The sequence below is a fragment of the Methylobacterium sp. J-076 genome (assembly GCF_022829405.1).
In the GTDB taxonomy this organism is placed as follows: domain Bacteria; phylum Pseudomonadota; class Alphaproteobacteria; order Rhizobiales; family Beijerinckiaceae; genus Methylobacterium.
In genome coordinates, this window is sequence record NZ_JAKSXW010000069.1 from 24,368 (window position 1) to 43,810 (window position 19,443).

Here is a 19,443-nt window from a genome sequence, read left to right on the forward strand (position 1 = left end):
CCGCCGCCGCGCCACCGGCACGGCGAAGGGTCCGGGTCATGGTATTCGACCATGCTGGACCGGATATCGCGACCCCTGGATCGTCGCGAAGGGTTTCAATGCCGCGGCTCTTGTGCGACCGCCGGCACCCACACCGGATCAGCTGTTGGTCGACTGGCCCTGGGTGCCGGCCGAGTTCGGGCAGTTCGGGTGGCCGCCTGTCGACGGCGTCGCGCCGTTCACTAGAGTGATCGTGTCCGTCTCCGGTCCGCGCAGATTCAGGGTCTGCCGGATGCGCCACGCGACCGAGTGGTCGGCACAGGCGGTATCCCCGGACACGCCGATCGCGCCCACGGCGAAGTTGCCGGAGTATAGCGCGAGGCCGCCGCCGAAGGTGATCGTGCCGCCGATACGGTAGCCGAGCATCGGGTCCTGCGCGGTTCCGAACTGGAAGTAGTCACCATTGTAGGCCTTCTCCGCCTGCAGGACGTTGCCGCCCTCGAGGCCGAAGAGCGGATTACCGCCGCTCGGCGACGGCTGCGCGAAGCCGTAGAGCTGCGCGGTCGAGAGCGGGCCGCGGCCGGCGGTGATGCTCAGGCTGAATGCGTTGGCTGTGTAAGCCTTCGCAGCCGCGATCTGCCGGCTGCCGAGCCACTGCGAGTCGATCGCCGTACCCGAATAGGCGACGGCGCAAACATTCCCGGAACGATTGACGGCGACGGCCCAGAAATCGTTGTTGAAGCCCGTGGAATCGGCCGCCGCCGCCTGGGTCACCGCCGCTTTCAGCGCATCGTAGCTGATCGGGCACGCGACCTGTGCTTGAGCCGACGAAATCCCTCCGAAGGATCCGAGCGTGAGGCATGCCGCGAGCAGCCCCTTCTTCGCATGTCTATGCATGAATTGGTCCTCTCTGATGATTCGGACCTGCGCCCCAAACCGCAAATCCGAATTAATACTCAATTGATATCGCCTCTATTTCAACCATATTCTCGCCGATTTGCGAAAATGTTGTTATATTTGTGGCAATCACGCAATACTGCCCGATATAAAATAGCAATACATCCACGAACGGTTCTTCGACCGCCGAGATGGAGGCGCGCATCGGTGACTGAATGCGGAGCGAATGATTTCGCTGACCTTAGAAGACGGTTTCGTACGCTGTTGTGTAGTAAAGTGACTGCTCCTGGGCGGCTTTGACGGTGGTGAATCTGATGCGTCGGCGCGACTGCGCGTTCGTGGTCGCATCCAGAAGGATCCGGAAGCAGCGGCCGGCTTTGACGGCGAGGTGAGCCTGCTGATCGCGCAGCAGGTTCGCCAGATCCTCGGCCAGCCGGTCCGTGGGGGCTTCGCGCAGCCGCAGCACGCGGTCGACGGTCTGGGGCATGAGGCCCGGAAGGGCATGCAGAACCGTCACGGGCGCCGTCGCGGGGGCGATCTTCCCCTGGGGGTTCAGCACGGTCAGGAATTCGGAGAGTACGGCCGCGTCGGACGCGGACAGGCCGGGCAGCCAGCGCAATTCCCCGACGGAGCCGAAGCCGGGCTCCCGCCGCTCGCGGTTCGCGCCGGCCGTCGGATAACGCTCGCGCCACGCCACGACCTTCGCGGCGAAGACCTCCGGTTCGAGGTCCGCCAAACCCGCCGCCCGGTAGAGCCCGGCGAGCAGCACGGGGGCCGACCCGTTAAGGTCGATCTTTCCGGCCTCGTCCTCGACGGTGACACGCACGACGCCGTCGTCGAGGCGGATCTCCCGACCGTTCACGCGGAAGGCCGGGCGCTTGAGCTCGTAGAGCTCGTAGGCGACGAGGGCCGCCCCGGCTTGAGCCAACCCTTCGAGCCGCACCTGTTCTGACGCGGTCAGGACGGCATCGACCTCGCCGCGGACCGCGAGGCTGACGGAGCCGAGCAGCCCCGTCAGCAGGGCCAGCACTCCCAGCACCGCGACGACGATGAAGCCATCCCGCCCGCCCCTCATGGCTTTCGCCCCTGAAGCGCATTGACGATAGCCGCCGTGCTCACGCCCTCGTCGCCCTCCCGGTCGGCGGAACGGCTGCAAAAACCCTTGGTGGGGGCGGCGCAGCCCGATTCGGCTTCCATGCGCAGGGCCACGCGCAACGACTGAGTGACGAGGCCGGTCTCCGGATCCTCGAGCGACAGGCGTACGGCGACCGGCATGGCGTCGGGCAGATCCCAGGCTTCGAAGGCGATCTCGGGGGTCTTGGCCGTCGCGGCGGCGATATAGGCGAAGCGCACGCGCCAGGGGCCACGGTGCAGCGGCCGGGTGGGCTCCGGAACGAGGTCGGCGATGTCGTGCGCGGAGGGGGGAAGCGCGGCTTCGGCGCGGAGAAGTTCGCCGCCGTCCGGGGTGACGACGCTCTTGATTTGCACGAGGCGAGATGGCGCTCCGGGAGAGCCGATCGGCGGGTCGATGGCGAACAGCAGGCTGTCGGCGCTGCCGAAGAAGACGAAGGGCCGGGCCTCCGGTGGCGCCGCCCAGCGCAAGCGCTGCGCGAATTCGATTTCCCTAGCGAGCGCGGCGAGCCCCCGTCGGTCGGCCTCCGACGCCTCCACGCGGCCGAAGGCAAGCCGGGCATGGCGGGACACGACGTTCGTCAGCGAATAGAGACCGACCAAGACCGCGCCGCTGATGGCGAGCGCCACCAGCGTCTCGGCGAGGACGAACCCAGCCTGCCAGCTCTGCCCGGGTGGAATTCGGTCAGGGCGCATGACCTGCCTCGCCGCCGCGCACCACAATGGCGGCGCTGACTGGGTCGATCCGCAGGACCACGTGCTGCTCCCGCGCGTTCAGCACCGCGATTTCCCCTCCCAACGCATGGCCGTCGGGATCGAACCGCACGCCCGAGGTCAGCGTATCGGAGACGAGCATCCGGTAGCGCGGGGGGAGCACGACGAAGGTGGCGCTCGAGCCCGAGCGGATGGCGCCCGCCTCGCGGTCGAGGCCGCTCACGACTGGCTGGCCGCCGCGCAGCGCCGCGTTTCGGTCTGTTCTCAATAGAACCGCGATGCGCGAGGCCGTGGACCACAATTCGCTCGCCCCACCGGTTGCGGAGGCGCGAGGCAAGGCGAGGCCCGCGAGCAGGCTGACGATCATTAGGGCGAGCATCAGTTCGAGGAGGACATAGCCCTGCTCGAAGGCGCGCATTCCCGTCGCAGCCTTCATCCTTACCGCGTGGTCGGAGCAAATCCCGGACATGGCGTCAGTCTTTGTAGACGGGGGCTTGGGGACGTGCCCCGCGGCGCACACCGGCATCGACGAGCTTGTCGCGGTAATTCTCCGTGACGGCCCGGGCATCGCCCCCGTTGCGGACCACGACGGGGCGGATGAAGACCACGAGTTCCGTGCGCTCCGCGCTGTTATCCGTCGAGCTGAACAGCGTGCCGACATTCGGGATACGATTTAGGAAGGGAATGCCGTCGCGCTCGCGCTGCCGCTTTTCGCTGATCAGGCCGGCCAGCAGCACCGTCTGCCCGTTGGCGACGGAGATCATGCTGGCGACGCGGCGCTTCGAGATCGTCGGCGTCAGGGTATCGGCCGCCGCGACGACGGCGGAAATCTCCTGCTCGACCTGAAGCGTGACCGTGTTGTCCTGCCCGATGCGGGGGATCACGTTGAGGATGATGCCCGTATCGCGGAACTCCACCTGGTTGATGAGCGGCGCGTTCGAGACCTCGACACTCTGCGCTTGGCGGGTGGTGATCGGCACGGAGTCGCCCACCTGCAACGTCGCCGGCTGGTTCTCGACGACCACGAGCGAGGGGGACGACAGGATCTTCACGTCGGTGAAGCCATCGAGCGCGGACAGCACGATGTCCGGACCAGCATAGCTGCCACCGAGGAAGTTGAATCCGCCAGTCGCGGGCTTGATGATGTTCGGAGCCGCCGACGCAGCCGCGCTGACGAGACCGAACGACCCCTTGTTTTTTCCGAGGCCGATCCGGCTGCTGTCGAGGTAATATTGCACGCCGTACTTGAGCTGATCGGTCAGCTTGACCTCTGCGATGGTGACGTTGATCGCGACTTGTGGCGGCATGCCGTCGAGCTGGCGCAGGGCGGCATGGATTTTCTTGTAGTTCTCGCCGTCCGTGTAGACGACCACGGCGTTGTTCGACGGATCAACGCTGATCCCCACGCGGCGCGCCTGGCTCCGCTGGGTTAGGTCGACGAGCCCACCTGATTGGCCAGGTCCGGCCGCATAGGTCTGGCCACCGCCCGCCGTGCCGCTGGTGAACGTGTTCCCCTCGTTGAAATTGGCGGCGAAGCGCGCTTTCAGCAGGTCTGTGCCGCGCGGGTCCGCGCCCGACGTCCCCCCGTTCGGGGGGCTCGAACCCGCCCCGCCAAGCCCGGAATTGAAGCCACCGCTGGCGCCGCCCTGGCCGGACCCTCCCGCGCCTGAGCCGGCCAACCCCGAGCCCATGAGGCCGGGCGAGGACGGCCGTGACGCATCGAGGCCGGTGCCGCCCATGCCACTCATACCCCCCTGGCCGGAGCCGAACAGGTTATTCACGACCCGGGCGAGGTCGCGGGCATCGCGGTAGCGCGCCTTGTAAATGAAGACGTTGTCCTCGGCCGTCTCGTTCGCGCTGTCGAGCTTGCGGATGTATGTCTCGGCCCGGCGGATGAGGTTCGGGTTCTTCGACGTGACCATGATCGTGCGCAGGCGGGCGATCGGCTTGAACTGGATCAGCCCGGCCCCCGTGCCGTTCTCCCCCGTGTCGAAGAGCTGGGTCAGCTCCGCCACGATGGCATCCGGTCGGGCACGGCGCAGCTCGAACAGGCTCACCGATTGGCCGCGCATCCAATCAGCGTCGAATGAGAGGATCGCGTTCACGGCCTCCTGTCGCCGCTGGGCGGGGCCTTTCACGATCATCGTATTGCGGGCCACGTCGAAGCGTAGGCCGTCCGCATCCGCGACGAAACCCGAGATAAGGCGCGACATCACCGCCGCCGAAACGTAGCGCAGTGGAACGATGGTGACGCCGTAGCCCGGCTCACCCGCCCGGCCGAAGGAGACCTTGCCGGGGCTGAGGGCATTGGGGGCCACCCGGTAACCGGATCCGGCTCGTGTCAGGGCAAGACCCTGTCCAGCCAGGGTCGTCTCAAGTGCGGTAAGCAATTCCTCGCGGCCCAAAGGCCTGGGCGAAGAGATTGTGACCTGTCCGTTCACGTCTCCGGCCAAGGTATAGTTGAGGCCCAGCGTGGTGCTCAGGATGGCGTGGACGACATCCTTGATGTCGGCCCGCTCGAAGTTGAGCCGATAGCCGCCGACCGGTGCGGGAAGGCCGACTTCCTTCGGTTCGGCATCGTCCGGCGATACCGCCGCGGTGGTCTGCACTTCCTCCGGACCGAAATGGAAAGTATATCCGGGCTGCCGATCTCGTGGCGCAACTCCCTTTGCAGAAGAAGGGGCAACAGTCTTCGCGCGAGGCGCACGAGTAGAGACCTCTCTACTAACCTCATTGGCCAAATTAGGGCGAGAAAGATCTTCCGCAAATGCGCTCATCGCAAATATGCTCGCGAATAGACAGACGACCACAGCGTATACTGGCATAAGAGGCCTGAACGCTTTAGAAAAAAGTTAAAAACTTGTAACCGATGAACGCCGCTCTGAAAGCGATAAAACTGGCGCGTGTATCTGTTTTCGATCGATGTGGATTTTTTGCCACATACTGAGCAGGATATAACATAATACGAAACAATCTGGATAAAATTCAAATACATAGCGCATATACTATGTCATTAAAAATATAAATTTAGTCCTATTTGCGTATACTGAAATATTTGTAAGACACGTACTGTTGCCATCAACCATGCTCCAGTCTTTGACAAGCGGCTGCGGTGGATCATTTCAAGGATGAAATACAGGTGGTCGTTCCGGCATTGGGCAAGCTGACAATGGCTGAGGTAACCAGGATCGCCGCCAACATAACGCATGGGGCGTAAGCCGTCGTTGGATGCGGTGACGACTGCCGACCCTTGGTCGAGACGCTGGGTCATGCGGAATCACCACTCTCAGCAGTATGGTGAGGGCGCGAGGATCAGGACCGGGAGGACGATGCCCAGGTCTCCCGCTTGGATCGACAGTCCACGTCGAGCGGGAAGCGAGGCCCACTCGGGCTTGACCAGTAAGACGAGACGCGCTCCGCCGTCGACGCGAAGGGTCGCGTCGCTCATGAAGCCGGCGATCATGTGGAAAACGACCGCAGCCCGGCCTCCTCGGCGGTGCCCCGATGCCGCTGCAGCAGTTTCTCGGTCAACGCGGCGACGTCGGCATCGCGGTTGCGGGACGTACGCCTTTGGGCAACTATTCAGGTCAGCTTCTGGCTCGGACGCGTCGCGACCGAATTCGGCGGAGCTAGAAAGTAAGATCGTCGACATCGGCCAGCCGTCGATCAAGTCTGACAAAATGGACAGGGCATGGGCGCGGGCGGGACCACTCAGCGGATCCACGCCGTGAAGGTAGCGTTCTCCCGCCGCCATCCGGCTGGCACTCGATCAATCCGCCCGACAGAGGACTCGGGCCTCCATCGAGCATGAAACCGTGCGCTATGCCGCTTCGCCTCCGCGAGCCGCCTACGAACTTATCGTGTCGGTTCCAGGGGCTTCCCCTTGCCCTTGCTACGAATCCGCGACGTAGCGGACAAAAGCGTCACTGAGGGCGTTGACTTGGCCCCCCATAGCCATTCAAAACGCATCCCGTTGCGGGCGTAGGTTAGTGGTAGAACGTCAGCTTCCCAAGCAAAATACGCGAACTTTTTCTGGTTTTTTCAGGCTAGACGTAGTACCGTAAGCCGTTATTTCGTATTCGCTTATTCTTGATCGCGCCGTACGTTGCTTTCTAGAGCTGGCCGTGTCCCGCTCCATAGCTGCTGCAACGGAGCGACGCGCGTGCCGCGATTCAAGTTCACTACGATTGCTCTGTCTCGGAACCTCGTTCCTCCTCACGCGGGAGGTCAGACGGTCGTTTGAGACGCTGAAACGCGGGGCCTCGGTGCATATGTCGGAAAGTCCGGTGCCGCATCGTTCTTCGTCCACTACCGAGTCGGTGGTCGCCAGCGTAAAACCACTCTCGGGCGAATCAGCAAGATGGCGATCGCCGACGCTCGAACGCGGGCGACTGAGATCATGCTCGCGGCCAGCCAGGGACGCGAGTTGCAGAGGAGCGGGCGGCTGCTGATCGGGCCCGCCTGCCTCTGGCTGACGCCTTTGCAGAGTACATGAGGGCACTTTAGAGCGCCTAACAAAACCATCGTTCGATGAAGCGCCAGGTGATGAGGGCTGCGACCAGCGTCGAGAAGGCAAGGTGGATATCGCTGCGGCGCTCGTAGCGGATGGCGAGGCGTCGGAACTGGGCGCACCACGCCAGGGTCCGCTCGACGACCCACCTGTGACGGCCCAGCCGCTGGCTGCTCTCGATCCCGCGCCTGGCGATGCGGGGCTGGATGCGACGGTGGGTCAGCGCCTGACGGCAGCGGCGGTGATCGTAGGCCTTGTCGGCGTGCAGCTTTGTGGGACGCTTGCGCGGCGGCCCCCAGCATGAACGGATCGGCGGGACCTTATCCACGACCGCTTCCAGCATCCGGCTGTCATGCACGTTGGCGCCCGTTAGCTTCAGCGCGAGGGGGATGCCCTTCGCGTCGGTGAGGACATGGCGCTTCGTGCCCGGCTTGCCCCGGTCGGTCGGGCTTGGCCCTGTCGCCAAACCCCCTTTTTTGCGGCGATCGAGGCGCTGTCGAGTGAGGCTCGACTGAAGTCGATGCCGTTCTGGCGGCCGAGCCTGTCGAGCAGTGCGTGTTGCAGGCGGTCCCACACTCCGGCCTTCTGCCAGTCGCGCAGGCGCCGCCAGCAGGTCATCCCCGAACCGCAGCCCATCTCCCGGGGCAGCAGCTCCCACGGCGTAGCGTGACACACTCTCCTCGATCTGCTGGCGACGCCGGTCGAGCTTGCCTTGCGTAAAGTTGCGGTCGCGATTGTTGACCGCTTTGAACTTCGAGCCGTCGATCGCGACGCACGTCCCCGTCAGTAGGCCCATCGTGCGGCACAGGGCGGACAAAGCGGGCACAGACTCGCCCGATGGCGGGGCCGTTCTGCCGACGGAACTCGGCAATGGTCTTATGATCGGGTGACAACTGGCCGGTCAGCCACATGACCTCGACGTTGCGGCCCGCCTCGCGCTCCAGCCGTCGGCTCGACGGGACCCGGTTGAGATAGCCGTAGACGTACAGCTTCAGCAGGGCGGCCGGATGGTAGCCCGGTCGACCCGTCCGTGCCGCATCGACGCCTGCAAAGCCGAGCGCGCCGAGGTCCAGGGCCTCCACGAAGGCATCGACGACCTGGACAGGGTTGTCTTCAGCGATCCAGTCCTCAAGACAAGGCGGAAACAGCGTCGTCTGATCGCGCTCGGCATCGACAACGAACCGTCCCATGCCGTCCTCCGGTCGTGCACAGGAAAGCTACCACCATCGGGTTTTTGACATAGCCAGGATCCATTCCGGCCAACCCCTGGGAACGGCCCTACGAGTATCGGGTGCCTGGCAAGGCATCCCCCTACCTGATTACCTTTCTCGGGCCTGACGGGCAGCGCGGTGACAACAACGGGATCAGCCAGGAGTAAGCGGGAGCCGGGCGGGCCGCGACGGCTTCACCCTGATCGAGGCCCTTGTGGCCTTCGCCATCGTCGCGGGCGCCACCGTGGTCGTGCAGCGCAACCTTGTGCAATCCCGCGCTGCCGCAGCGCGGGCCATGGACCGCGGGGCACCGGAATGGCTGGCGCGCACTCTCCTTGCGGAGCCGCTGTCCGACCTCGACATGAGCATGGGCGGACGATCCGGCATCGAATGCGGGCACTGGTTCGAGGTCCGGCTTACGCCCCTCGCGGACGACCAGCTCGGCCAGAAGTCGGATCGCGGGGCGAACCCCCTGCCAGACCGGGCCGGGCGGCGGGTCCGATGGCAACCCATGCGCGTGTCGATCGCCGTCGAGACCGGCCCCGCAACCTGGCTGACCTTTCAGACCGTCAAGCTTGGACGCGTCGTGGTGGGTGTCCCGGCGGGGGGCGGATGAGCCCCCGCGCATTGCCCGGTCGTCAGCGGATGGTGCCGTTAACCCCGTTCGGGAAGAAGCCCGTGGGCGTGCCGTTGCCGTTGAGGTAGGCGATCCGCAGGACCTGCTGCGGCGTGCGCGCGTAGACTAGGCCGTCAACATCGGTGGGCGTGATGTTGATCGTCGCGTTGTCGCCGATGCCTTGATCGTCGACCTGTGGGCCGTCGACCGCATCCCGCGTCGCTGAGATCTGGCCGGCCTGTTGGACGAAGTTCCTCGCATACAGGAACGACCGGATGGCGCCCGCTTGGTAGGATTCCGTGGCGAGGAAGCCCGAGGCGTTGGCGAGGAACGTCTTGTTGCTGATCAGCGGAGCCGCTCCCGCCAGGGCCGTGACGCACACGTCCTCGAAGATGAAGGCCGCCTGCAGAAAGTTGTTCTCGTTGGCGTAGGGGTCGAACACGTCGTTCGGACCGGCGAGGCCAGCGGCCCGCGCCGCCAGGGTGAAGGCGAAGGCCAGATCGATCGCCGGCCGGGCGATCGGGGCGCCGCCGAGGACGTTCACAATCGTCGCCCGCAGGCTCTGGACGTGGGCCCGCTCGTCCCGTGCCAGTTCATTGGCGAATTTGGCGAGGTAGCTCGTGGCGAAGGCGATTTGCCGCCCACCGGCCACGGGGCCGAGGGTCCCGGTGCCGTTCACCTCGGCATCGGTCAGGCCCTGCCCGACGGAGGCTCGCAGGTAGAACTCAGCGCCGAGATACTCAAAATTGAGCGCAAAATTAGCGATGTCGAGATCCGACAGGGCCTGCGCCTTCGCTGGCGTGGCGCCGGTTCCGAGGAGCGCGGCCCCGACGGCCCCCAGGCCCAGGGCCTGGATGAAGGCCCGCCGGCCCTCCTCGACGTCCATCGTCCCGGCCGGCATGCCGGCGTGATGCGTTTGATCGTTCATGAGCATGACTGACCCAATCCTGGCGAGTGCGGGAGGCTTTTGCGTCTCAGCGGATGGTTCCATTGAGACCGTTCGGGAAAAAGCCAGTCGGTCGGGTGTTGGAATTGAGGTAGACGATATTGAGGACCTGCTGCGGCGTCCGCGCCGGGGTCACGCCGGTCGCGGGATCAGTGAGCACGATGTTGGCGGTGTTTGCGTCGCCGATGCCCTGGTCGAGGTTTGTGTTTGGGTTCAGGGTATTGCGGGCGTTGGTGATCGCCTGCGCCTCATTGTAGAAGCCGTTGACGTAGAGCTGTGTGCGGATCGCCCCCGCATGGTATCCCTCGACCGCCAGGATGCGGGCGGCGCCCGAGAGGTTGCGAGGATCCGAGATCAGCGGCCCGCCACCAAGATAGGCCGAGACGCCGACATCCTCGAAGATGTAGGCCGCCAGCAGGAAGTTCGCGTCGTTGCCGAAGGCGTCGAACGTGTCGTTCGGGCCAACGAGGCCGGCGGCGCGGGCCGCGAAGGTGAAGGCGAGGCTCAAGTCGATGGCCGGGCGGGACACCCGGTTGCCACCCAACGCCGTGCGCAGCGTCCGCACGTGGGCGAGTTCGTCGTTGGCGAGTTCGACGGCGATCTTGCGGATGTTGGGATCCGCGAACGGGACCTGACGGCCGCCGGAGACGGAGCCGGGCGTACCCGTCCCATCGACGTCGCTCGCCTCGAGGCCGACGCCGAAGGCGGCCCGCCGGTAGAACTCGGCCTCCAGATATTCGAGGTTCAGCGCGAAGTTGAAGATGTCGATGTCGGACACCGATTGCGCCTGGGCGGGGGCGACCTGCGAGGCCAGCGCGGAGACACCGATGGCCCCCAGGCCCGCGGCCCGAAGGAAGGACCGCCGTCCTTGCTCCGCCTGCCGGCCTGCCTCATCGGGTTCCGCATGGACTGGAACTACGTTCTGCCCGGCGGCGGCCAAAGTACCTTCCATCGCAGCGATCTCCCTGGGACGAACTATATTCGCTAACCATACTGTAGATAAAAGAGTACACGGGCAACTTAGTCAATAAATGTCATATGTTTATTTCGCACGGAATCGCGGTCCATCCAAGGTTTATATGGATATGATACCCCTCGGCCAATGTTAGTCTGTCCCCTATTGTCGAGTGGGTGCGGCTAAACGACTTCAAGTCACCGGATACGTCGGGCCCGACCGGTGGCGGCGGGGCATGTCCGAAAGCGAGAAGGATCGCGCGGGGCGGGATGGCGGGTTGTTAAGGACTCTCGGGTGCTGTGGGGCATGGCTCGCGTGCTCATGGCCCAAACCCTCGGATCGGCCCTTGTGCCGGCCTGCTTCCTGGTCTCGCAGGGCGCCCAGCGCTTGCTCCACGCTGTCCCGTCCTCCGCGACGGCGTGGTACCTGAACCTCGCAGTTTTCGCGCCCCTTCAGGAGGTCCGGGCGGTGCCCTCGCTGCTCGCCGCCTTCCTCGATCGCGCGGCGGCGACAGAGTTCGTCCTCGTCCTCCTGCTGATGGCGGCGGTCCAGCTCGTGCGCTTCCGCCTCGGCGTCGCCTTCCTCGCCCACCTCGCCTTCGGGGCGAGCCTCCTCGTCGCCCAGGCCTGGATGATGGATCACCATGGGGCGATCGCCCCGGGGCTGCTCCTGACCCACGAGGCGAGCGGCACGGCCTTGGTGGCTCTCCTGCTGGCCACGACCGGTCTCGCCTGTGCGCTCGGCCATGCCACCTTTGTCCTGGCCATCGTGAGCCGCGAGGACGGTGCGCCGCAGGCCAGCGCGGAGCGAGGGAGCGCCCCGGCCGACCCGTCCGTGCTGTCCCCCCGCCACGCGCTGACGCGTGTAGAAGGCGCGCTACCCACATGCCCTTAGATGGGCCAAGCTTGACGCTTCGGCAGGCCCCCTTATGCTGAAGAACCGATACGGTCGTCCGGCCTTTCAAAGTTTGGGTTCGGGCGGCGCCGTGACGGTGCGACGGGGCCAAGCGAAGAGGCCCATTCCAACGTATGGGGTTCGTGCCCTCCTCACGCCGCTTGTCCCGGATATCTTCGATGTTGAAGGCTGCAGCGGAGCAGGGGCTGCCACCGAAGGCGAGGATTGGGCGTTGAGGCGTATCGCGTTCGTGGCTGCGAGCTGCCTGACGTTCGCGGGCGCGGGGTGCCAGAGCCTGTCGGGCGATCCCGTCCCCTCGGCGGATCCCCCGACCTTCGAGACAGGCATCCTGAGTTCGAACGAGGCCAACCGCCTGGGGCGGGCGGACCTCGCGGCCGGGAATTACGGGAATGCCGAGCGCCATTTTCGCACCGCCGTCGAGAAGGACCGCAACGACGTCCCCTCCTGGATCGGCCTCGCCGCCGCCTACGACAACCTCGGCCGGTTCGACCTGGCTGACCGGGCCTATCGCGAGGCCGTGGCGCTCCAGGGTGAGACCTTCGAGATCATCAACAACCGCGGCTATTCGTATCTCCTGCGCGGGGACAGGAAGCGGGCCCTGATCGAGTTCAAGCGGGCGCTGGCCCTCGACCCGACCAACGAGGTGGCCCGCAACAACCTGCGGCTGCTGCAATCGGGCGAGCGGCCGAACCGCGACGTGCCGATCTGACCGGGCGAGCGCCCCAGGCGATCCTGCTTCCGGCCCTCGTTATGCTCGCAATGGGCAGCGCCGGGGGAGGGGCCGCCCCGTCGTCGGGGATGCTGTCCCTGCGACGGTTCGAGTTGCTCGACCAGTTGTCGGGCACCTCGGAGTCGAGCGAGATTAACGCCTATCTCGCGGCGGTCGCCGATACGCTCGATGTCACCAACACGGTCCTGGCCAGTGCCGGGAAGCTGAAGCTATTCTGCGGCAATCCCCCCCTCGACGTCCCGTTGATGCGGGGTCTTTTGCGGGAGCGGATCGCCTTCCTAGCGAAGCTCGGGCAGGACACGGAGGCCATCAAGGCCCGCAGCGGCATCGTGATCGTGATCCTCCAGGCGCTGCGGGAGAAGTACGCCTGCCGCTGACCGGCCAGGGGCGTCTCAGATCCGCCCGTATAGCTCCATGAGGAAGGCGCGAACTATCTCGGTCCGCCGGGCAGGTGAGGCGCCCGCCTCTGCGGCGAGGTCGGCCAGCAGCCGCGCGTAATCGTTGATGCGCCCGTGCGCGAGGACATGGGAGTTGGCGTTGACCACGAAGAGGTCCGTGCCCGGCACGTCGATCAGGCGGAGCATGTGGAGGTAGTCCCCCCACCAGTGCATGTGCGCCGGATTGTCGAGTTCTCCGGCCGCAATCACCACCGCGCGCGAGGCATCGGGATCGCGATGGCCGGCGAGGTGGGCCCGCAGGTCGATCAATCCCTCCGGAGCCGACAGGGCGCGGATGCCCACGAAGGAGATCCGGCCCTTGGCGTCCGCATCGGAGAAGGTCTGCGGGGCGCAGGCCACCACGGTGGCGCCGGGCATCCGCGCGGCGGCCGCCAGCGCCGCGTAAGCCCCCGACGACTGTCCGAAGAGAAGCGCCCGCGCACCGCCCGTCTCCGGGACCACGACCCGTCGGCACAATGCGTCAAGATCCGGGAGGAGGGGGGAGCCCTGGTACCAGTAGCTGATCGGATCCTGGATATAGACCACCGGGCAGTGCAGATTCCGCGCGGCGGCCACCATGAAGAAGCACTCCAGGTTGCCGGCGAAGATCGTGGCGACGCACTCGTGCTCGCCGGGCGGCCGGAAGACGGCGCAGCCCACCGTGTCCGACCGGGCGTTGAGGTCCGCGATCAGCGCCCGGAGTTCCTCGGGCGACAGGTCGCCCAGGCAGGTGTCGAACCGCGCGATGGTGAAGGGCCGGTCGGCCGGCGGGACCTCCGCCGGACCGGGCTTGGGACAGGGGACCCGTCGCCTTCGGCCGAGGCGCCGCAGGAGGCTCAAGGGCGACGGATACCGCCCGGTCACAGCCAGGGCCCACGGCGGTCGGCGGCGACATCCTCCTCCAGGGCATCCACGAGCTTGGAGAGCGGAACGTCCCACGGTTCGAGGCGGGCGATCCGGTTCTCGGCCGTTTCGTCCCATCGCGAGAGGGCCTCCCCCACGAGGGCGCAGAGCTTCGGCAAGGCATTCGAGGTGGGAATGCCGAATTCCCGGTGGGCGGGAATGTCCGAGGCGATGACGGGCAGCCCCATGGCGAGTGCCTGACCGATGCCGAGGTTGTATCCCTCCCACTGGGACAGGCTCGCATAGAGATCGCTGGCGGCATAGAGTTCCGCCATCTCCCCGTCCGTGACGTTCGGGAAGACCGTCAGCCCGGCCTTGCGCAGGTACTCGACATCCTCCTCGTCGCCCCGGCCCACGAGGACGAAGGCGCCCCGCTCCGCGAGATCAGGGACGAGGTAGCGGGACTCCGCCGCGAGGCTCGCGTACAGGTCGACACCCTTGTAGCGCCTCTCGCTCTCGTGGAAGCGGCAGACGTTGAGGATGACGAAACGTCCCTCGAAGCCGAATTTCCGGCGCAGGGCTTGTCGCCTTGCCGCCCAGTCCGGCGTCCATGTGGACAGGTGGGTGTTGCCGTTGCGCAGAACCTGGGCGTCGGTCCGGTACTGCTCCTGGTGGATCGTCTCGGAGATGGCGAAGACCCGTTGCGCCAGGGGGGCGCAGAACCGCTTCTCCCAGTCCAGCAGCTCGCGAGCCTCCCAATCCTCGAACAGGCGAGGGGGCGGCTCGCCGTGATCGTAGATGTAGAAGAGGGGACGGCTCCCGAGATACCGGGCAAGGGAGAAGAACGGGGGCGTATGCGCGATGACGCAATCGTAGCCCTCGGCGACCGCGAAGGCCGCCGCCTGCACCTCGGTGACGAGCCTGACCCAGCGGCAACCGGGATAGTCCCGGTCCCGATCGCCCACCACGCCCCCGACGGCCACGTCCCAGCCGCGCTTCAGGAAATGCTCCGCCTGCAGGCCGATGACGCTGGCGACGCCGTGGCCGAGGCCGTGAACGGAGGACAGGATCAGGACCCGCCTCTGGGGCGAGCGGCGCCACGGCTGCATGTACCGGGGGGACACCCCGAGATCGCCGATCCGTTGTAGCGACAGGTTGGGACTATAGGACGGATCGTCGCGAAAGATCGGCGCGTGCCGCATGCGCACGTAGATGGCTTCCCGCCGATTCAGGGCCTGCTTCTGCCGGGAATCATCGTAGCCGCGTGATCTCGACTCGTGATGGTAGAGTAGCGGCTGGGCGATGTAGACGTTGCGGTAGCCCGCCTCGTGCAGCCGCATGCACAGGGCCGCGTCGTTGAAGGCCACGGCGAGAATCGGATCGAACCCCCCGACGGCCTCGAACGCCCTGCGGTTGACCGCGAGACAGGCGCCGGTGACGGCGGTCATCTCGCGGGTGGCGTCGAAGGGCTCGCACTCGTCGCGTTCGAACCCGACGAAGCGGTGGGCGCCCACACCGAGCAAGCCCAGCACGACACCGGCATGCTGAACCGTGTCGTCGGGATAGAGAAGCTTCGCACCGATCGCCCCAGCATCGGGCGCAACGGCATGCGCGACCAGCACGGTCAGCCAATCGGGGTCGATGACCGTGATGTCGTTGTTGAGGAAGACGAGGATCTCACCGTCGGATGCGGCCGCTCCATCATTGCAGATCTTCGAGAAATTAAACGGCCCCGGCGAGGGAACCACCTGGCAGGACGGGTGGTCGGCGAGGGAGGCGAGATAGCTGACGGCGTCGTCGTCCTGGGAGTCGTTATCGATCACGACGATGCGGAAGCGATCGTGGGGATAGCCGGTCTTCGCAAGGACGCTGGAGACGCAATCTTCAAGCAGTTCCCGCCGGTCCCGCGTGGGAATGAGAATCGAGACGCGCGGGGGATCTGCGAGCTGTGGGGCGGGGATAGGCTTTAGGTTCGCCGGGATGACCTCATAGATCTTCCTCAGATCGTCCGCGTCCGGCGGCATGTCGTCCGGCAGGGCATAGAGAAGGAGGGGAAGACGCTCCACGCTCCGGCGGTCGTTCTTCAGCAGCAGCGCCGCGAAGGCCGAGTCGGGATCGGCTTCGGCGGCCGCCGCCAGCGCCGACTGCACCCATCCTCGCGTTTTGGCGGAAAGGCGCACGGCCACTACCGGTCCCGCATAGGGCATCTGTGCCATGAATGTCGGAGACATCTCCGGCTTGAAGACCGGACGGCATCGCTCGCCATCCCCGGTCTCGTGATCATGGTCGCAGTAGGCCGCGTCGGCGGGGCCACGGGACAGGGCGGCCGCGAAGCAATAGGCAGCATGACGCCTCAACCGTGCGTCTCCGGCCGACAGGATGACCACCGCCCCATCCGGTAAAGCCACGAGGGCGCGCTCGGCGCCCGCGAGATCTGCCCCGTCACGGACGACGCTGAGGGCCGGTCGAGCGCCGATCTGGTCGGCCACGGCCGCGCGGATCCGCTCCGCCTCCGTCTCCCGTCGAACGATGTGGACCCAATGGGTCGCCGGCATCGGATGCGTTTCGGCATCGGCCTCAATCCGCCCGATGTCCTGTTCGGTCAGCGCGGCGAAGCGGTCGATCCATCGCGCATAGGGAGGAGCCCCCACGGGCACGATCCCGGCGGCGCGGCCGAAGCGGAGGTAATGCTCCAGGGGCGAGATCGACCCGTCGTTCGGGAAGGCGGGATTTTGCTCCACATAGTACGCACTGTCGAAATTCGGTCCGGGATCCCGCCCCTCCTTGGCGCCGGCCCGGACGAGGTGGTCGAAGGGGTCCGCGCCGAATTTGCGGACGTCGGGATTGCGCTTGAGATACCATTCGGCATCGAAGAGTCCGCTCTCCTCCAAGAGCGAGGCGAGCAGCCCTGTCCGGCGCATGTGGCTGCGCGTGGTCGGCAGCTTCAGCTCCTGGCCGAACCGCAGGTAATGCTCGAACGGAGACATCTCCGTCTTCAGAACGGACGGGTTCTCCTCGGCATAGAAATCCGAGTCGAAATCTGGTCCGGGGTCGCGCCCTTCCTGCAGTCCGGAGTCGAGGAAGTGCTCCAGGGGAGCCTGTCCGAACCGCCTGACGTCCGCATAGCGCGCCAGGTACCACTCGCCGTCGAAAAAGTCGCTCTGTTCCACGAGATCGCGGAGTTCGGTGTCTTCCACCGGTTCCGGCCGCGTGGGTTCGATACCGGCGTCGCGCCCGTAGCGCAGGTAATGCTCGAACGCGGACAACCCCGTCTCGGCGAAGGACGGGTTCTGCTCGGCGTAGTAGGCCGACTCGAACCCCGGTCCCGGATCGCGGCCTTCTATTGCGCCATGCTCGGCAAAATGATCGAGTGGATCGCGGCCGATCCGCTTGAGGTCCGGGCTTCGTGCCAGGTACCAATTCCGATCGAAGAGGCCGCTTTCAGCGAAGAGGGCCCGCCGTTTCCGCCACGCATCGCGCTTCTCGTGAGCGGAAGCCCCCCCCTTCCGAAGACGCCCGAGAAACCGCCGCATACATGGAGCCTTTCACCCTCTGATCGCGCGGTCGCCGTACTCCCTACCGGCGCGATATTCCTGTCAATGGAGCAAGCGTAGTATTATTGATGCGATTATATCTGCATTGCTTTTCGGACGCTCAATAATCCGCAGTCGTCGGCTGAGCGTTGCCTTCCCCCTGGCGGGTGTATCATCCATCATGGTTGGCGGCGGCATTACTATATGCGCCGGTGGCCAACGTCTAGTTGCAGTCCGGGCAACTTCTGCGACGAGGGAAAGGTCCTCCAGCGGCGGCGGACGCGTCCGGTATCCTCAAGGCTACGCCTGCGTTCGGCGGTCGATGGCCGGGCCCCGGGCGTCCCCGCCAGCCTGATGAGGCCGGCCGGGGAGACGTCCTGTCACCCCGCGGCCCTGTTGCGTTTGGGTATCAAACCCACGGTTGCATGGTCACGAGCCGCTTTCAGCCCTTCTCGGGCGGGCCGTCAGAGGTTAATGATCGGTTGATTTTGTGACACGTGGCGTGATTGATTTGCATACCGCGAACGCCGCTTTCAGCCCTGTTGTCATCAACGTCCTGTGTCGACTGTTGATTCTCGTCGCGATCCTGTCGCCGGCCGGGGCCTTCGCCGCCACCCGGGTCGTCAGCGGGTCCAGGGAGGCATCGGTCAGCTACCTTAAGCTCACCGTTAACAAATCTAAAACCCTCAAGCTCTCGAGCGCCTTCGCGGACGTGCTTGTCGGCTCGTCCGAGATTGCCGATGTCGTGCCCATCAGCGACCGGACCATCTACCTGCTCGGCAAGCGGGTCGGGACCACCAACGTCTCGCTGATCGACGCGGACAAGCGCCTCGTCGGATTGATCGATGTCGAGGTGCGGCCCGATGTGGAGGCCTTCGAGTCGCAGGTCCGGCAAAGCACCGGGGAGACCGGCTTGACGATGCGCAGCCAGGGCGACCGCCTCGTCCTTAGCGGAGTGGCCAACGACGCGCCGACCGTGGACCGGGCGATGCAGGCCGCCCCGCCCGGGACCGTGAACCTCACTCGGGTGAAGTCGCCGCAGCAGGTCATGCTCAAGGTCCGCTTCGTCGAGGTGAGCCGGACGGCGGGCCGCGAGCTCGGGACGCGCTTCGAGTTCGGCGGGCCCAGGACCCTGACCACGGTCGGGTCCTACGGGGGGGCGGGTCCCGCCACCAGCATTCAGAATCCGGGGACGGGCGTGCTGGCCGGCGCCCTCGGCACCGCCGTCAGCGGGGCGACCCTCGGCACGAGCGGGCTGCCCTTCGCCAACATCATCCAGCGCTTCGGCGGTACCACCACCCAGCTCGACGTCATCATCAGCGCGTTGGAGACGCGGGGCGTCCTCCGGCGTCTCGCCGAGCCGAACCTGATCGCCATTTCCGGCGAGCGCGCGGAGTTCCTCGCAGGCGGCGAGTACCCGATCCCGGTCGCCAACCAAACCTTCAATGGCTCACCTCAGGTCACGGTGTCGTACAAGGAGTTCGGCGTGAAGCTAGCCTTCACCCCCACTGTCCTGCGTAACGGCACAATCAACCTGCAGCTGGAGCCGGAGGTCAGCCAGATCGATCCGACCTTGTCGGTGGCGGTCGGCGGCGGGGTCTCCGTCCCCGGCCTCAGCAAGCGTCGGGCGCGGACCAATGTCGAGTTGCGGGACGGCCAGAGCTTCGCCATCGCCGGGCTGCTTCAGACCCAGTCCAGCCGCACCGTCGATCAGCTTCCCTGGCTCGGCTCCCTTCCGGTGCTCGGCGCCCTATTCCGCAGCCCGGCCTTCCAAGACAACGAGACCGAACTGGTGGTCATCGTCACCCCGTCCCTGGTCAATCCGGCCAAGCCCGGCCAAGTGCTGGCCTCTCCCCTCGACACGACGCTTCCGGCCAACGATGTCGATCTCTTCGTCAACGGAAAGACCGAGATCGCCCGCGATACCCGAACCTTCGTGACCTCGACGGGCGGTGCCATCGGCCCCCACGGCCATATCGTCCCGCCCCCGCCGGGCGAGGCCGCCATCGTCGTGCGGTGAGGCGGT

The 19,443-nt window shown here is 65.8% G+C and carries 15 protein-coding genes and 4 pseudogenes; 7 read left to right on the forward strand and 12 right to left on the reverse strand.

The window, feature by feature from the left end; translation table 11 throughout:
• Window positions 1-138: 138 nt before the first annotated feature.
• The 6 genes from MKK53_RS05175 to MKK53_RS05200 all read right to left on the reverse strand — a co-directional run bounded on the left by MKK53_RS05175 (window position 139) and on the right by MKK53_RS05200 (window position 5,992).
• Window positions 139-876 carry a heme-binding protein gene (locus MKK53_RS05175; protein WP_243927502.1) on the reverse strand — a complete coding sequence of 246 codons (738 nt, stop codon included), beginning with the start codon at window positions 874-876 and terminating at the stop codon, window positions 139-141.
• 241 nt (window positions 877-1,117) lie between these two features.
• A complete protein-coding gene (locus MKK53_RS05180; RefSeq protein ID WP_243927504.1) occupies window positions 1,118-1,951 on the reverse strand; it encodes a general secretion pathway protein GspK in 834 nt (277 codons plus the stop codon).
• Window positions 1,948-2,637: a prepilin-type cleavage/methylation domain-containing protein gene (locus MKK53_RS05185; RefSeq protein WP_243927506.1), complete on the reverse strand. Its 690-nt coding sequence runs from the start codon at window positions 2,635-2,637 to the stop codon at window positions 1,948-1,950. Before MKK53_RS05185 ends, MKK53_RS05180 begins: the two co-directional genes overlap by 4 nt.
• 55 nt (window positions 2,638-2,692) lie before the next feature.
• Window positions 2,693-3,139 (reverse strand): prepilin-type N-terminal cleavage/methylation domain-containing protein, encoded by a 447-nt coding sequence (locus MKK53_RS05190; protein ID WP_243927508.1) that lies wholly within the window; start codon window positions 3,137-3,139, stop codon window positions 2,693-2,695.
• A 55-nt stretch (window positions 3,140-3,194) separates the two neighbouring features.
• Window positions 3,195-5,330, reverse strand: a complete 2,136-nt coding sequence (gene gspD, locus MKK53_RS05195) for a type II secretion system secretin GspD (protein WP_313901527.1) — start codon at window positions 5,328-5,330, stop codon at window positions 3,195-3,197.
• A 404-nt stretch (window positions 5,331-5,734) separates the two neighbouring features.
• A complete protein-coding gene (locus tag MKK53_RS05200; RefSeq protein ID WP_243927513.1) occupies window positions 5,735-5,992 on the reverse strand; it encodes a hypothetical protein in 258 nt (85 codons plus the stop codon).
• 990 nt (window positions 5,993-6,982) lie between these two features.
• Here MKK53_RS05200 and MKK53_RS25665 point away from each other — a divergent pair.
• Window positions 6,983-7,216: pseudogene (locus MKK53_RS25665) on the forward strand (Arm DNA-binding domain-containing protein); the annotation flags it as partial.
• A 16-nt stretch (window positions 7,217-7,232) separates the two neighbouring features.
• Here MKK53_RS25665 and MKK53_RS05205 read toward each other — a convergent pair.
• Both MKK53_RS05205 and MKK53_RS05210 read right to left on the reverse strand, forming a co-directional pair.
• Window positions 7,233-7,891 (reverse strand): annotated as a pseudogene (locus MKK53_RS05205) (IS5 family transposase); the annotation flags it as partial.
• Between the two features lies 1 nt (window position 7,892).
• Window positions 7,893-8,421: pseudogene (locus MKK53_RS05210) on the reverse strand (transposase); the annotation flags it as partial.
• Window positions 8,422-8,483: 62 nt separating this feature from the next.
• On the opposite strand from MKK53_RS05210, the gene MKK53_RS05215 reads away from it, so the two are divergent.
• Together MKK53_RS05215 and MKK53_RS05220 are read left to right on the forward strand one after the other, a co-directional pair.
• The gene (locus MKK53_RS05215) at window positions 8,484-8,609 is read left to right on the forward strand and encodes a type II secretion system protein GspG (protein WP_313901528.1); all 126 of its coding nucleotides are present in this window, start codon (window positions 8,484-8,486) and stop codon (window positions 8,607-8,609) included.
• Between the two features lie 17 nt (window positions 8,610-8,626).
• Window positions 8,627-9,058: pseudogene (locus tag MKK53_RS05220) on the forward strand (prepilin-type N-terminal cleavage/methylation domain-containing protein); the annotation flags it as partial.
• Window positions 9,059-9,080: 22 nt separating this feature from the next.
• Here the strand turns inward: MKK53_RS05220 and MKK53_RS05225 are convergent.
• Together MKK53_RS05225 and MKK53_RS05230 are read right to left on the reverse strand one after the other, a co-directional pair.
• Complete coding sequence (locus MKK53_RS05225; protein WP_243927517.1) at window positions 9,081-9,986, reverse strand: ferritin-like domain-containing protein; 906 nt, start codon at window positions 9,984-9,986, stop codon at window positions 9,081-9,083.
• A gap of 46 nt (window positions 9,987-10,032) precedes the next feature.
• Window positions 10,033-10,956, reverse strand: coding sequence for a ferritin-like domain-containing protein (locus MKK53_RS05230; protein WP_243927519.1), 924 nt, complete (start codon window positions 10,954-10,956; stop codon window positions 10,033-10,035).
• 309 nt (window positions 10,957-11,265) lie between these two features.
• Here MKK53_RS05230 and MKK53_RS05235 point away from each other — a divergent pair, with 309 nt between their 5' ends.
• From MKK53_RS05235 to MKK53_RS05245, 3 genes are all read left to right on the forward strand, one after another.
• Window positions 11,266-11,853: a hypothetical protein gene (locus MKK53_RS05235; protein WP_243927521.1), complete on the forward strand. Its 588-nt coding sequence runs from the start codon at window positions 11,266-11,268 to the stop codon at window positions 11,851-11,853.
• Between the two features lie 232 nt (window positions 11,854-12,085).
• Window positions 12,086-12,583: a tetratricopeptide repeat protein gene (locus MKK53_RS05240; protein WP_243927523.1), complete on the forward strand. Its 498-nt coding sequence runs from the start codon at window positions 12,086-12,088 to the stop codon at window positions 12,581-12,583.
• A gap of 89 nt (window positions 12,584-12,672) precedes the next feature.
• A complete protein-coding gene (locus MKK53_RS05245) occupies window positions 12,673-12,981 on the forward strand; it encodes a hypothetical protein (protein ID WP_243927525.1) in 309 nt (102 codons plus the stop codon).
• Window positions 12,982-12,996: 15 nt separating this feature from the next.
• Here MKK53_RS05245 and MKK53_RS05250 read toward each other — a convergent pair whose 3' ends face one another.
• Together MKK53_RS05250 and MKK53_RS25350 are read right to left on the reverse strand one after the other, a co-directional pair.
• Window positions 12,997-13,881 (reverse strand): hypothetical protein, encoded by an 885-nt coding sequence (locus tag MKK53_RS05250; RefSeq protein ID WP_243927527.1) that lies wholly within the window; start codon window positions 13,879-13,881, stop codon window positions 12,997-12,999.
• Between the two features lie 20 nt (window positions 13,882-13,901).
• Window positions 13,902-17,150 carry a glycosyltransferase gene (locus tag MKK53_RS25350; protein WP_279598828.1) on the reverse strand — a complete coding sequence of 1,083 codons (3,249 nt, stop codon included), beginning with the start codon at window positions 17,148-17,150 and terminating at the stop codon, window positions 13,902-13,904.
• Between the two features lie 835 nt (window positions 17,151-17,985).
• Here MKK53_RS25350 and MKK53_RS05265 point away from each other — a divergent pair.
• Window positions 17,986-19,437: a type II and III secretion system protein family protein gene (locus tag MKK53_RS05265; RefSeq protein WP_243927529.1), complete on the forward strand. Its 1,452-nt coding sequence runs from the start codon at window positions 17,986-17,988 to the stop codon at window positions 19,435-19,437.
• Window positions 19,438-19,443: the final 6 nt, after the last annotated feature.

Excerpts from the sequence above, each read along its gene's own strand:
- MKK53_RS05175 (WP_243927502.1), bottom strand. The coding sequence starts at position 876 with ATGCATAGACATGCGAAGAAGGGGCTGCTCGCGGCATGCCTCACGCTC.
- MKK53_RS05180 (WP_243927504.1), bottom strand. The coding sequence starts at position 1,951 with ATGAGGGGCGGGCGGGATGGCTTCATCGTCGTCGCGGTGCTGGGAGTG.
- MKK53_RS05190 (WP_243927508.1), bottom strand. The coding sequence starts at position 3,139 with ATGCGCGCCTTCGAGCAGGGCTATGTCCTCCTCGAACTGATGCTCGCC.
- MKK53_RS05200 (WP_243927513.1), bottom strand. The coding sequence starts at position 5,992 with ATGACCCAGCGTCTCGACCAAGGGTCGGCAGTCGTCACCGCATCCAAC.
- MKK53_RS05225 (WP_243927517.1), bottom strand. The coding sequence starts at position 9,986 with ATGAACGATCAAACGCATCACGCCGGCATGCCGGCCGGGACGATGGAC.
- MKK53_RS05230 (WP_243927519.1), bottom strand. The coding sequence starts at position 10,956 with ATGGAAGGTACTTTGGCCGCCGCCGGGCAGAACGTAGTTCCAGTCCAT.
- MKK53_RS05235 (WP_243927521.1), top strand. The coding sequence starts at position 11,266 with ATGGCTCGCGTGCTCATGGCCCAAACCCTCGGATCGGCCCTTGTGCCG.
- MKK53_RS05245 (WP_243927525.1), top strand. The coding sequence starts at position 12,673 with ATGCTGTCCCTGCGACGGTTCGAGTTGCTCGACCAGTTGTCGGGCACC.